At 62.4% G+C, this 12,932-nt stretch carries 10 protein-coding genes; 7 read left to right on the top strand and 3 right to left on the bottom strand.

Features of this window, described 5'->3' with window-relative positions:
• Positions 1-182: 182 nt before the first annotated feature.
• Positions 183-962 (bottom strand): CPBP family intramembrane glutamic endopeptidase, encoded by a 780-nt coding sequence (locus ABD206_RS00140; RefSeq protein WP_344067653.1) that lies wholly within the window; start codon positions 960-962, stop codon positions 183-185.
• 166 nt (positions 963-1,128) lie between these two features.
• Here ABD206_RS00140 and ABD206_RS00135 point away from each other — a divergent pair, with 166 nt between their 5' ends.
• From ABD206_RS00135 to ABD206_RS00125, 3 genes are read left to right on the top strand one after another with little or no spacing between them, the layout of a single operon-like run.
• Entirely contained in the window at positions 1,129-2,055 is a 927-nt protein-coding gene (locus ABD206_RS00135) for a hypothetical protein (protein ID WP_344067652.1), read from the top strand.
• Entirely contained in the window at positions 2,052-2,645 is a 594-nt protein-coding gene (locus ABD206_RS00130) for an arsenate reductase/protein-tyrosine-phosphatase family protein (protein WP_344067650.1), read from the top strand. The genes ABD206_RS00135 and ABD206_RS00130 overlap by 4 nt, the downstream gene beginning before the upstream one ends.
• 58 nt (positions 2,646-2,703) lie before the next feature.
• On the top strand, positions 2,704-4,077 hold the full coding sequence (locus ABD206_RS00125; RefSeq protein WP_344067648.1) for a tyrosine-protein kinase domain-containing protein: 1,374 nt from the start codon (positions 2,704-2,706) through the stop codon (positions 4,075-4,077).
• Between the two features lie 220 nt (positions 4,078-4,297).
• Here ABD206_RS00125 and ABD206_RS00120 read toward each other — a convergent pair whose 3' ends face one another.
• Complete coding sequence (locus ABD206_RS00120) at positions 4,298-5,191, bottom strand: glycosyltransferase family 2 protein (protein WP_344067646.1); 894 nt, start codon at positions 5,189-5,191, stop codon at positions 4,298-4,300.
• A 402-nt stretch (positions 5,192-5,593) separates the two neighbouring features.
• On the opposite strand from ABD206_RS00120, the gene ABD206_RS00115 reads away from it, so the two are divergent.
• The 4 genes from ABD206_RS00115 (at position 5,594) to ABD206_RS00100 (ending at position 11,538) form a co-directional block, all read left to right on the top strand.
• Positions 5,594-6,934, top strand: coding sequence for a TolB-like translocation protein (locus ABD206_RS00115; protein ID WP_344067644.1), 1,341 nt, complete (start codon positions 5,594-5,596; stop codon positions 6,932-6,934).
• A gap of 39 nt (positions 6,935-6,973) precedes the next feature.
• Positions 6,974-8,194 carry a lipopolysaccharide biosynthesis protein gene (locus ABD206_RS00110; RefSeq protein ID WP_344067642.1) on the top strand — a complete coding sequence of 407 codons (1,221 nt, stop codon included), beginning with the start codon at positions 6,974-6,976 and terminating at the stop codon, positions 8,192-8,194.
• Between the two features lie 442 nt (positions 8,195-8,636).
• Complete coding sequence (locus ABD206_RS00105; protein ID WP_344067640.1) at positions 8,637-9,329, top strand: hypothetical protein; 693 nt, start codon at positions 8,637-8,639, stop codon at positions 9,327-9,329.
• A 97-nt stretch (positions 9,330-9,426) separates the two neighbouring features.
• On the top strand, positions 9,427-11,538 hold the full coding sequence (locus tag ABD206_RS00100; RefSeq protein ID WP_344067638.1) for an acyltransferase family protein: 2,112 nt from the start codon (positions 9,427-9,429) through the stop codon (positions 11,536-11,538).
• Between the two features lie 103 nt (positions 11,539-11,641).
• On the opposite strand, the gene ABD206_RS00095 is transcribed toward ABD206_RS00100, so the two are convergent.
• Positions 11,642-12,925 (bottom strand): hypothetical protein, encoded by a 1,284-nt coding sequence (locus ABD206_RS00095; protein WP_344067636.1) that lies wholly within the window; start codon positions 12,923-12,925, stop codon positions 11,642-11,644.
• Positions 12,926-12,932 lie beyond the last annotated feature (7 nt).

The following is a 12,932-nucleotide window of genomic DNA, read 5'->3' as shown; positions in this document are numbered from 1 at the left end:
CGCCCGGGCCGCTACAGGCTTCATCCACCACCTCCGCCACCCGATCTTGAGGAGTTGGCTACGTCCGCGCGCCCACCAGAGCGGGCAAGCCGAGCGTCGAGGCTGCCATGCTCTTCGATCTCTTCCAAGCGCTCGGCCACGAGATGGCGCTGCGCGCAGTCCGCCTCGGGAAATCTCACCCCCTACCCCGCGACGGTCCCCACGACCGCCATCGCCACCCACATGCCGTTGTAGACGACGTGGGCGATCACCGCACCCCAGATGCGCGCAGTCGACAGCACCAGCCCGCCGCACACCAGCCCCACGAGGCCGAGGGAGGCGATCTCGTAGCTCGGCAGTGTCGCGAACGCGGCGTGCGAGCCCACGAACAGCAGCGTCGTCACCACGAGCGCGACAAACCACCCCCACGCCCGGGTCCCCGACCGGCGGCGCATCGCGGTGTAGATCGCGACCAGCAGCACGGCGTGGAAGAAGAACTCCTCCAACAAAGGTGCGCCCACGACGGGCACGAGGACCCCGTCGAACCAGAAGTTCGCCGGGAGTGCCCCATCGAGCGTTGCGTACGAGGGCCACGCGGCAGATCCGGTGGTCGCCGTTTCGAGCCATCCCTGCGTCAGCCGCAGCAGGATGCCGAACCCGAGCCCGTACACGAGGTCGAGCGGGTGGAAGCGCAGCAGCCCCCGCGGCCGCGAGCGCACGAAGGCGACGATGATCGCCGCGAGCATCCCGCCCCACAGCGCCAGCATCGCCACCGACGATCCGGTGGTCCCGCCGATCGTCTGCTCGGCGAGGGTGGCGAACAGGATGCCGGCACCCAGCAGCACGACGGCCCAGCCGACGAGGTCCCACTCCCACCGCGCCACGGTGGAGCCGCCCGAGCGCCAGGTGTGGGTCTCGGTGCGTTGGCGGCGGGATTGGCCCGTTCCCCGCGAGAGCACCGACGTCGCGCTAGAATCTGCCATGGGCGCCAGGGTACCTGTCGATCAGGCCACCCGGGGGATCGGCGCCTGACCCACCACACTCGCCCACACCGCACGCTCAACCGCGTCGCCACCGTGTGGGCGAACCCGTGTGAGAACCGCTCAGCACGACCCCGTTCGACCGACCAACGCACCGACTGAGGAACCCGTGGCCGACCGCAGAAGCACGAGAGCGCAGCAGCCGCGCCCGCCGCGCACCCGCCCGAACATTCCGGCATCGTGGTGGGCGGTCGCGATCGTCATCGTCCTCGCGGTCGTCGTCGGCGTGCTCGCGTGGATGGCCTACGCCCGCGCCCAGACTCCTCCCCCCGAAGAGACGCCGCGCGTCACCCCGACCATGGGCGTGAAGACGACGACGCCCACCCCGACGCCGACTCCGACCGCGACCAGCACGGTCGCCGCGGCCACCGGCGCTGCCGAGCGCTTTCTCGCGATCTCGGACGGCGACATCTGGCGTGCGACCGCCGGCGAGTGCGGCGTCACCGCCCCGGTGATCGAGCGGTCCACCGACCAGGGCGCCACCTGGACGGATGTCACCCCGACCTACCGCGGCATCGGCCAGGTGCTTTCGCTTGAGCCCTACGCCGCCGACCAGGCCTACATCGTCGCCCTCATGGGGGATGCCTGCGAGCTGCAGGGCCTTCGCACCTTCACGTACGGCCAGTTCTGGGAGCCGAACGACGACATCCTCGCGAACGCGACCTACGTCGACCCGGCCAACACCGGCACGATCGTCACGCCGGCAGGCTCTCTCAACGCCCCGTGCGAGGTCCCGACGAGCGTGAACGGCATCACCGAGACCACGGCGCTGATCTGCGGCTCGGAGGCGGGTGCGATCGCCAACGCGAGCGAGTGGCAGTCCCTCACCACCAACGCGGTCGCCGTGCACGTCTCGAACGAGAACGAGATCGCCACGCTCACCTCAGACACGGCCACCTGCGACGGCCTGATCTCGACCTACGCCGGAACCTCGACGTGTGTCCCCGGCCTCTCCCCCGACAACGCCGCCGCCGTCACCGTCGTCGAGTCGACCCCCTGGCTTTGGTCGGGCGACACCGTTCAGGCCGTCGGATGATCCAGATCCTGACCATCTGCTCCGGCAACATCGCCCGCTCGCCTCTCGCCGAGCAGTACCTCCGTCTCACGCTCGAGGGCCTTCCCCTCACAGTGTCGAGTGCCGGCACGATCGCCCGCCCCGGCGACCACCAGACGGATGGCTCGCAAGACGTCGCCGCCGAGCTCGGCATCCCCGAGGCAGACCTCGCCGCCCACCGCGCGCGGCGTCTGACCGAGACCGTGCTCGAGGGCCAGAACCTCGTCCTCGGCCTCTCGCGCGAGCATCGCAAGGCGGCCGTCGAGCTGAGCCCCGCGCACCTGCGCTCCGCCTTCACCCCCCGCGAGTTCGCACGCCTCGCCGAAGAGGTGACGGATGCCGAACTCCTCGACGCCGCGAACGTCGCCGGCACCGACCCCGAAGACCGCCTCCGCGCCGCCCTCCAACTGATCGGCGGCGTCCGCGGCACGGTCGCTCCCCCGGCCGACCCCGCCGACGACGACGTGGCAGACCCCGCCGGCCGAGGCGAGGCGGCGTACGTCGCCTCCGCCCAGCAGCTCATCCCGGCGCTAGACCAGATCGTCCGAGTGATCCGCGTCACACTCACCTGATACCTGCCCGTAACGCCTCATATGTGAGGATGTTCGGAGGCACCCCACGAGAGGCACCATGGAGCTCCGCGACTACCTGCACATCCTGCGCAAGAACTGGCTCGTGATCGTTGCGTTGACGCTCGTGGGCATCGGCGCCGCCGCGGCCTACTCGCTGACACGGACGCCGCTGTACGAGTCGCAGAGCTCGGTTTTCGTCTCGACGCAGACCAGCACCGGATCCGTCTCCGAGCTGACACAGGGCTCCAACTTCTCGCTCGATCGCGTCCCGACCTACGTTCTCGTCGCGACCTCTCCCCTGGTCCTCGACCCGGTGATCGACCAGCTCGGCCTCGACACGACGGCCACAGAGCTTGCGGAGTCGATCTCCGTGTCGTCGCCGCTGAGCTCCGCGATCATCAACATCTCGGTGGAAGACTCCGACCCGCAGCTCGCGGCCGACATCGCAAACGCGACAGCCAGCCAGCTCGCGGATGCCGTGGAAGAGATCGAGACCACCTCCGGCGCGGCGACGAGTCCTGTGAAGCTCACGGTCATCCGCGCGGGCATCCCCGGCACGGCGCCGGTCAGCCCGAACGTTCCGCTCAACCTCGTCGTGGGCGCTCTGTTCGGCATTGTTCTCGGTGTCGCCGTCGCGATCCTTCGCACCGTGCTCGACACCAAGATCCGTTCCCCCCGCGATGTCACCGCGCTCACCGAGCGGCCGATCATCGGCGTTATTCCGTTCGACCCGAAGGCCACAGAGCGTCCCCTGATTCTGGATGCCGACCCGCACGGCGCTCGCGCGGAGTCCTTCCGGGCCCTGCGCACGAATCTGCAGTTCATCGAGTTCGACGGTGGCCAGACCTTCGTCGTCACTTCGAGCATCCCGTCCGAGGGCAAGTCGACCACCGCGGTCAACCTCGCGATCGCGCTCGCCGATGCCGGCAAGCGCGTCGCCCTGATCGACACCGACCTCCGCAAGCCCAAGGTGGCCGAGTACCTCGGCATCGAAGGAGCCGTCGGCCTCACGGATGTGCTGATCGGCCGCGTCAAGGTGCAGGATGTCATGGGCCCGTGGGGTCGCCGTCCGCTCTACGTCCTTCCGGCGGGCAAGGTGCCGCCGAACCCCAGCGAGCTGCTCGGGTCGTCCCAGATGAAGGCGCTCCTCGAGGAGTTCGGCAAGTCCTTCGATGTTGTCCTGTGCGACGCGCCTCCTCTTCTCCCGGTCACAGATGCCGCTGTGCTGTCCAAGCTCACTGCTGGCGCGATCATCGTCGCCGCGACGGGAAAGACATCGACGGGTCAGCTCGCCGGCGCACTCGATGCGCTCGACACGGTCGGCTCGAAGGTCGCGGGACTCGTCATGACGATGGCGCCGACGCGCGGCCCCGACTCCTACCTCTATGGGTACGGCTACGGGTACGGCGGCTACGGCCAGGACTCGAAGTAGGATCTAGTCGCGCTGAATTTCGCAACGCGCCGGTCCAGGGGAAGGGCAACTACGCTGAGAGCCGTGCCGGACGTCAAGCTGGCGCGCACGATGCACCACTTGAACCGAATGACCGGCGCGGTTCCACTCGACATCACGTTGAAGTTGTTAAGCGCACGCCGTCAATCGGTAGACCGCAACCCCGCGCCAATGGGATGCTCAGGCGGAGTTTAAGTTCGCGTCACCGCCGGCGCCGAAAGGTCCGCTCCATCGCCGTGGTCAGCATGCGATAACCCGCATAAGAGAATGCAGAAAATCCAGGGCGGCCATACCGTACACCGCGAGCGATCGTCTCGACTACCTCGGTCAAGCTTCCACGCCTGGCAGCGTAGATAACGGATGTCGTCAGGATGAAGTCACCCAAACTACGCTTGTCTTCCGAAATTCGCCGAACGGCCCACGCGACCGACGCGGCTGGGTCGATTCCCGCGCCGCCCGAGACGCTGGCCCCGCCGATGTTGTAGGTCGTAAGCGCCTCTTCGCACTGAACGACCGTCAAGTCTGGTGTCTGCTGATCGACTGAGAGCAGCCAATCCACATCCTGATGGAAACGCAACTCGGGATCGAACGGGATCCGAATCGCAAGTTCGCGTGGAAAGAGGAGGGTGGACGCTTGCACGAACCCCTGCCCGCCTTTCGGGCGATGCTTGCGCAGTACATACTCCCCGATGCGCTCCCCAGGCTTCAACAAGTCTCGCGGCCATATTTCTTCCGCCGTACGGAAGCGTGCCACCAACCGGGACGTGGCTAGCCACTCTGTGCCGCAAACCCGACGCTCGGCCGCAAGCCCCACTTGAGTGGAAATCTTCTCAGCGGACCACATGTCGTCATCGTCGAGTAGTGCTATCAGGTCGCTCGTAGCCGCTTCGATCCCCGCCTGTCGCGCGACGTTCCCGCCCGCTCCCGGCCCGACTCGAATGGTCCGTATCCGCGAGTCGTCTGGGAGTAACTGGCTCACTGCCGCGGAGGAATCCACGCACACGATGACCTCCGCCACCGGATAACTTTGCGCAAGCGCGGATTCAACTGCAACGGCGAGCGCAGCTCTCCCCACGGTCGGGATGACTACTGACACGGACGGCTCGGGGGCGTAGCGCAAGAGCGACCTCGTTTGAGATGGGACAAGTTCGGAGAAATACTAGCGTTCCGACCCGCATCGAGACGCCGACGCCTATTGCGCGGCGGAGTGCGCCAGATGCGTTTCAGCGATCGCACTCCACCATGAGGACCGGAACGGTTATAGGGACCGGAACGATCGCCGCAGATCGGCCCGAGATGGTGCGGTTTGACCGAGGCAGACTTCCGGGGCATTCTTGACGAGATCACCAGTAGCGACCCCAGCTCTCGGTGCTCTCGCGTCGTCGGACCCAACGGAGTGTCAGCTGGATCAGAGCGCTTCTGCCGCGCGATGGAGACAGTTCGTGATGCGCTGGAACAGAAATGTTCGATATTACGTCTGCTATGAGAGGAAATCGCGTTGGTAGTGCTGCACAATTCGTTCCCGGCATATGAAGACTACGAACCCCTGGTTCCGGTGCATCGTCTCTCAAATGGGATCTTCCCGGCGATTCATCGCTTCTATGACACTTCGCCAATCAGCCCGTCCGGGCGATATATCACCTTCACTGAGCTTCCGTACGAGGATCATCTCCCGTACCCCGGGGATGAAGCCACCGTAGTCGTCGTCGATCTGGTGACCGGCGAGGATATATACCGGAGTCGAACCATCGCTTGGGACACGCAGCTTGGAGCGCAACCGCAATGGGGCGCGACTGATAAGCAACTCTTCTTCAATCGAATGAGCAGAAGCGACTGGCTCCCGTACGGCGTGATTGTCGACCCGGCGACAGGCGAAGAACGGCGGCTTGGTGGGACTGTCTACATGGCTTCTCCCGACGGACGAAAAGTCGCGTCACCGAATCTGACACGGATAGGAATCGCGCAGGCGGGCTACGGCGTGATCGTCCCGCCGACTCATATGCCGCGCGCCGTTGGCGCACCGATCGATGACGGACTCTTCGTCACTGATGTCGAGTCTGGCGATTGCACCCTCCTCGTGAGTCTCGCAGAGCTCCACTCTCAGTTCGAGAAGGAACTCGATGTGCGACTCTCGGAAGGCGCCCTTATCGGCTTTCATGTCAAGTGGAGTCCGGGCGGAGACCGTCTCATGTACATCATCCGTTGGAGAGCTTCTAACACGGACGCTCCCCCGCGGAACTGGATCATTACGATGGATGCCGACGGATCGAACCGGAAGATCGCGCTAAATGATGCTCGATGGTTGGGGGGACATCATCCAAACTGGTGCCCCGATGGCGATCGGATTGTGATGAACCTCGTATTCCCCAACCGAAGAGTCTTCTCCTCAAAGGTCGCGCACCTCATGGACAAGGTGGGCCGAAAATTCAAAGTGCCACTCTATAAGCCTTGGTATTCCCTCCGTCTTGCATCATTCCGCTACGACGGTTCAGATCTAGCGATAATTGCGCCGAGTCAGTTGGGATCCGGACACCCGACATGGGACGACGGGATGGAGAGCGTCCTTACCGATGCATACCCGTCAGAGCCTGTTACCCAGGGGGACGGAACCGTTCCAATACGTCTGGTTTCTGCACAGCGAGATCAAAGCACTGAACTCATCCGCATTCGCACGAAACCAGTGTTTGCGGGGCCACGGCAGGAGTGGAGGGTTGATCCTCACCCGGCCTGGGATCCACCTCACGGCGGCTTCGTATTCAACGCGCGCATTGACGATGTGAGAGGCGTCTACTACGCCAACATGCGGGAATACAGAGCGGCTCTCGGTGCATCCGCATAGTTGGGCGGACCGAGCTGTCACTGGCGCATGGGGACGGACGTGAAGCGGCGCACATCCGAGCTGATCCTCGGCCAGCTAGTTGGCCAGATCGCCCTCGTCGCCGCAATCCCATTCCTCACTCGACTTATGCCGCAAGCGGAGATGGGCATTTATCAGGCTGGATTCTCCATAGCGCTCATTGTCCAGCCCCTTGCGACATTGCGTAAAGAGTTGCTCATCCCAGTGGCGAGCACGACGGACGGATCTCAACATAGGCGCCGGGCGCTCCTGCTCTCGGCGCTATTTGCGGTAGTGGCCGGAGCGCTAATTGGTCCTGGCATTTGGGTGGTCTTCGACGGAATCGTCGGTCAGACGCTAATTGCCGGAGGAATCATCCTCTTCTCGGTTGCGCTGCTTGCAATTGAGAACGCCTACCTCATTCGGTTGGGGCAGTATCGTCGACTCGCCATCCGCAACCTCACCGCTGGCGTATTCGCAGCTGCCCTGCAGGTTATTGCGGCCCAATTGATCCCGACCGCAATTGCAGTCGCAACCGCACTCCTCGTTGCTCGACTCTGCGCTACTGCACTCACGATCGCTCGGAAGCCTCTGCTCAGTGAAAAGTATGGCGGTGGCGAGAGGGCTTCCCAGCGCTCTGCGAGTGCCGTCGTTTCCGCGATGGTTGCAGCGGCGTCGAGCCAAGCGGTAGTTGTTGGATCTTTCTGGACGCTCGGCCCGGCCGCCGCCGCACAGATTGGAGTCGGCCAACGAATAGCTGGGGCGCCGACGAGCCTTATTGGTCAGGCGCTTTCGCAGGTGGCGCTGGGAGCCGCGTCGCCGCTAATCAGAGAGCGGCGGGCAGGGCTACGGGCGCTTCTGGTCGCACAAACAATCAAGACTGGCGCGGCAGCAAGCGTCACCGCGCTCGCACTGATTCTGCTGGCACCAATCCTCGCGGAGCCAATTCTCGGCCCGGGCTGGCACGAAGCGGGAGTATTGACGGCGATCTTTGCTGTGCCTCTGAGCCTCCAGCTCGTCGCACTCCCATCGACAACCCTGCTGGTTCCGCTCGGTCGCGAGCGCCAGCTTCTGGTTCTGCAAATCACGCGACTGACGGCTATCGCCATCGCTCTGGTCTCTGGTTCCCTTCTGAGCGGCGATCTCTACTTGACGTGCATCCTGACTTCCGTGACATGGAGCCTCGCATACGCCCCCCTGCTTGCCGCATCGTTCGTCGCGGCTACCCGCCACGACCAATCCGCCATTGGCAACAACGATTGAAGCCTGTCCACACCACTCCCCCTCGAACGGAACCTAGATGCACCCTCGATCATTCGTGTCGGTCACTGGCGGGTACAACAACATTGGCGATGCTGTAATTCGGCGTGCAGCGTACGAATGGCGCGACCCCAGCGAACCAGCCGTACTGTACGCTCGCGACGCTCCGAGAGCCTGGGACGAGCAGCTCCGAGTCGCCCAGCGAGACAGCGTCCTGCGCGCCAGCCGGCGTCGATGGCTCCTACGGATCGCAAGAAGCCACAAGCCTGTCGTGATTTTCGAACCGGGTGAGGTCCTCTTGAACCTCCGCGCAGTCCCGCGCGAACTCGCGTTCGCCGCGATCGGGTTGCTACTGCGAATAACGGGTGGGGTGATGATCCTCCCGCCTCGCGCCATCGTAGAGAGGAGCAGGCTCGCCGTTCTCGCTCACCGTATGACCTGTCGCGTGGCCACGGTCGCGTACTGGCGCGACCTGACAAGCTTGAAGCGGGTTCGGGTCGGTGACCTAGTGCCCGATATCGCCTTCGGCTGCGATCTGCGTGACGGCGAACCTTGGGAGAATCGTCGTACGGTAGTCGTGAGCTTGCGGGGTGACCGTGCTCTTCCTGACGAAGGTTGGTTCGACAGCGTTCAAAGATGGGCGAAGTCCAATGCTTTCGACATCGTCACAGTCGCGCAGGTTGAAGAGGATGAGGATCGAGCGAGCTGGATTGCTGAGCGGCTAGATGCCCGACACTTCGCCTGGGAGTCGAGTCCGGCTGTCCACGAGGAACGAGTGAGAGAGCTGTACGGTAGCGCAAGGCTTGCAGTTTCAGACCGCCTCCACGTTCTAATCCTTGCAGCACTCGGAGGTGCAATCCCCGCCGAACTCGTGCCGCGGCCCAACGGAAAGGTCGCTACACATTTTTCCGTCATTGGGTTCCCGAACGTATCACAAGATTCGGAAGGGCTGTCATCTGAACAAGTCGACCGCTTCCTGTCCGGACAGCTCATGAGGCGCGAGGAAGTAGCCGCCAGGATCCGTGCCGCCAATCAGCAAGTCGCCGAAGCGCTCACCTTCGTGCACGCCAAAGTCGAGGCAGCCGTAAGCTCCAGATCGTCACGACCAATTGGATCCACCGGAAGCTGCGATACCTGACCGAATCGGGGCACCCAAGCCCTCCGACACGTGCGTCGTATGTCACGTTGTCGTTACACCCCGTCCGTAAGATGCGGCGCAACGAACAGGAGAGTGCATGCCAATTGGGGCCGCTGTCGCCGAGCCGGGAGTGAAGAAGAGCGCGTTCAGACCGGATATCCAAGGTCTACGGATGATCGCAGTTTTCGCGGTCATCGCTGACCACCTATTCCATTGGCCGAGCGGCGGGTTCGTAGGCGTCGACGTATTCTTCGTGATATCTGGGTTCCTAATAACTTCACTACTCCTTAGAGAACATGAAAGGACAGGAACGCTCTCGTTCTGGGGCTTCTACCGTCGGCGCATCAAACGGATCGTTCCGGTGGCGATGATTGTGATCGTCGCAACTACAGTCGGCGCATATTTTCTATTCACGTCGGCTCGCTTCAACGAGACGTTCTGGGACGGAATCTGGGCAACGATCTTCCTTGCGAACTGGCACTTTGCCGCGCAAGGTACGGACTACTTCAATATCGGAACAGCGGTTTCACCCCTCCAGCACTACTGGTCGCTGTCAGTGGAGGAACAGTTCTACTTCGTCTGGCCGTGGTTAATGCTCCTGATTTTCGCGCTTGTTCGAGCAACGCGAGGGACGGGACGCCATGCGCGCGGGATTCTACTCGGGGCCGTGGCGTTCCTCAGTCTCGGATCGTTCGCGTGGGCGATGTGGGAAAGCATTACTAGCCCAACTTGGGCATACTTCTCTACGCTCTCCCGGGCTTGGGAACTGGGTATTGGCGCGCTGCTCGCTGTCGTTGCGGGTGTGTTCACACATCTGCCCGCGTGGTCCCGGCCGTTTATTGCGTGGGCAGGGTTGAGTGGGATCGTCGTCGCTTTCTTCACAATCACCGAAGACGGCGGTGGATTCCCTGCCCCCTGGGCAGCACTCCCGGTACTTGCAACAGCCCTCGTAATTATCGCCGGCACCGGAGCTGCGCCAGGGTTTATCTGGCCGATATCCAACCCAGTTTCCAACTACATCGGCAACATCTCTTATTCGCTCTACCTGTGGCACTTCCCGTTCATTGTCTTCCTCGCGCCATTCTTCCCGTCAGGATCTTGGATCTACTACGCCGTGACCATTGCCTGCATCTTTGCAACGGCGTCGCTGTCGTACCACCTCGTGGAGGATCCGATCCGTCGCTCGCGCGTGTGGGAGCCGACTCGAGCGCGGCATTCACGAGCGCGTCAATTCCGACAAAGCCGCGCAATAACCAGCATCATACCCGTCGCGGTCATCGGTATAGTAACCACCGCGTTGGTGATTGCAGCACTATTGCCGAAAACACCACCAATTAGCACCAGCAAGTTTGCCGAGCCTTCGATCGTTCCGTCGACGCCAACGGGCACGCTTTCCCTCTCGGAGGAACTGGCAGACGAAATTGCCACCGCACTTGTAGCCGATGTGTGGCCCGACACAACACCTGCGGTCGCAGACGCCAGTTCTGATCGAGCACCCGAACTGGAGAGTGCCGAGCAGTGTATGCACCCAGCCAACCTCACCGACCCGGACATCTGTACTTTTGGCGAAGGAGATAAGACAGCGCTAATACTCGGCGACTCCGTTTCAGTTGCTTGGATGCCAGGCCTACGCGCGGCACTTGAGCCCAGTGGCTACCGTGTCAGAGCCATTGGCTACGGGAGCTGTCCTTTTGTGATGGCGGAAGTAGTACTCCCAAATCGCCCTGATGAGACGGCCCGATGCAACAATTTTCACGAAGCGGTGCTCCCACTGATCGAGCAGATCGACCCCGACATAGTTATTCTGTCGAACAATCAAGGCGGGTATGGCACCCTCGTCGAGGGATCAACGGAGTGGGTTCGTGCACGTGCAGACGCGCTCGACGCCGTGTCCAGCGAGACGAGGCGCGTCTTTATCCTTGAGCCTCCTCCTGTAGGAAAGGTGCCATCCGAGTGCGCCACGCCACTATCCGTGCCCGCAGACTGCGAATCAACGGTGGGCAGCGATTGGCGAGCAATGACGCTCGGCGATGAAACTGCTGCGGCAGCCACGGGTGCAAGTGTGATCAACACTGAGAGCTGGTTCTGCCTCGACGGCCAATGTCCAATCTTCGTGGGAGACTCCCCCGTTCGGACGGACCAAATTCACCTCACCGCCACCTATTCGACCCGCCTCGCCCCACTCCTGGCGGAGTACCTCCTTGGGTAGCTGTCGCCAATGGGACGCTGCGGAATTCCAATCTGGCTAGGGACATCAGTCATGCCGCTCGGTTTTGGTTGCAGCTCGCCGAAGAACAAGCCTGCTCCTCCGATTACCTACGCGAACGCATCGGACGGTAGCGACTCATTCCGGAACTAGGAAGTGACGGCCGGATAGTGGTAAAGAGCGTAGCGGCAAAACCAATAGCGGCAAGAAATGCAATCACAGCGAAGTAATTTACGACATGGTAGGCGAGACCTCCTCTCGCGAGCCAACTGACAAGTGCCATGCCCGTAACCGCGCGAAGAACCAACCCGATGGAAGTGCGGTGAGGCCCCGATTCGATCCACGACAAAAGTATTCCGGTGAAAAAGATCGCGACGACCGCTACGATCCCGCCAAAGGATGCGAATAGCTCCGCGTAGCCACTCACGGTGACAGGTGTAGTCCATGCCTGAGACGACGGATCGACTCCGATCATGGCGGCCGACACAGCACGCTCAAATGAGAATGAACCAGCGATCTCATTCCCACTGTACTTCGCAAGAAAATAGCCAAAGTCAGCAATGATGGGAACCGCGCCTGGCTCAGTCGCGAGCCCTTCCATTGCGTAGTAGACAGGAACCGCGGGTACTGTCGTAAGCCTGCGAAAGAGCTGCTCGGCGACGGAGTAGCCACTCGAGGAATACGTCGGATACAGCGACGCAACGACCACGAAGTATCCAACTGCAACGACGCCCGTCCACCAGAACTTGCGCACCATGGTGCCGACCGTGATCCGTGAGCCCGATATGACGATATACAGCGCGACGAGGGTAAGTACTAGCGAGAACGCGTCCCCCTTAAACCCACTGAGGAATGTTGTGATAACGAATGCCGCTGTCGCCCACCGCCAAGGACCATAATCGCGCCAACGCATCTGCAGCGCTTGCGCATTAACCGATGCAAGTATCCACGCGATAGGTACTCCGAAGAGATACATCCGCCCGGGAATTCCGAAAAGGCCAGACGAGCTAAAATCAAATCGCTCGGTTTCGATACTGCTCGAAAAGATCGGTATTCCGCCCGCGATGAGGTGATAAATCCCTAGTACGCCAGCAACAAGCACAACCGCCCAAACCGCCGCGCTTGGGAACGCTTTCAATCTCACCGGAGGAGACGCCCCACGCGCGCGAATCACAAACTCGGCCGCAAAGTATCCGATAACGAACGCGACGAGGGACACCATGAATAGCCACGCGCTCGCATACGACGCCCGGCCGCTCTCGCCCAGCATCATTAGGCCAATTACCCGGAACACCATCTGCACCGCCGCCACCAGCGCGAAACCAAACGTTGCGCGCCAGAACGATCCGAGCGCAAGTACAAGCATGAGTGCAATGAGCGCCAGTTCCACGTTTACC

Origin of the sequence: Microbacterium sediminicola (assembly GCF_039531125.1) — a bacterium.
Lineage (GTDB): Bacteria > Actinomycetota > Actinomycetes > Actinomycetales > Microbacteriaceae > Microbacterium > Microbacterium sediminicola.
The sequence above is the reverse complement of the archived record's forward strand: the minus strand, read 5'-3'. Positions and strand labels throughout refer to the sequence as shown.

Bases quoted from the DNA above. Each gene is read 5' to 3' on its own strand.
- ABD206_RS00130 (WP_344067650.1), top strand. From the start codon at position 2,052: ATGATCCAGATCCTGACCATCTGCTCCGGCAACATCGCCCGCTCGCCT.
- ABD206_RS00100 (WP_344067638.1), top strand. From the start codon at position 9,427: ATGCCAATTGGGGCCGCTGTCGCCGAGCCGGGAGTGAAGAAGAGCGCG.
- ABD206_RS00125 (WP_344067648.1), top strand. From the start codon at position 2,704: ATGGAGCTCCGCGACTACCTGCACATCCTGCGCAAGAACTGGCTCGTG.
- ABD206_RS00140 (WP_344067653.1), bottom strand. From the start codon at position 962: ATGGCAGATTCTAGCGCGACGTCGGTGCTCTCGCGGGGAACGGGCCAA.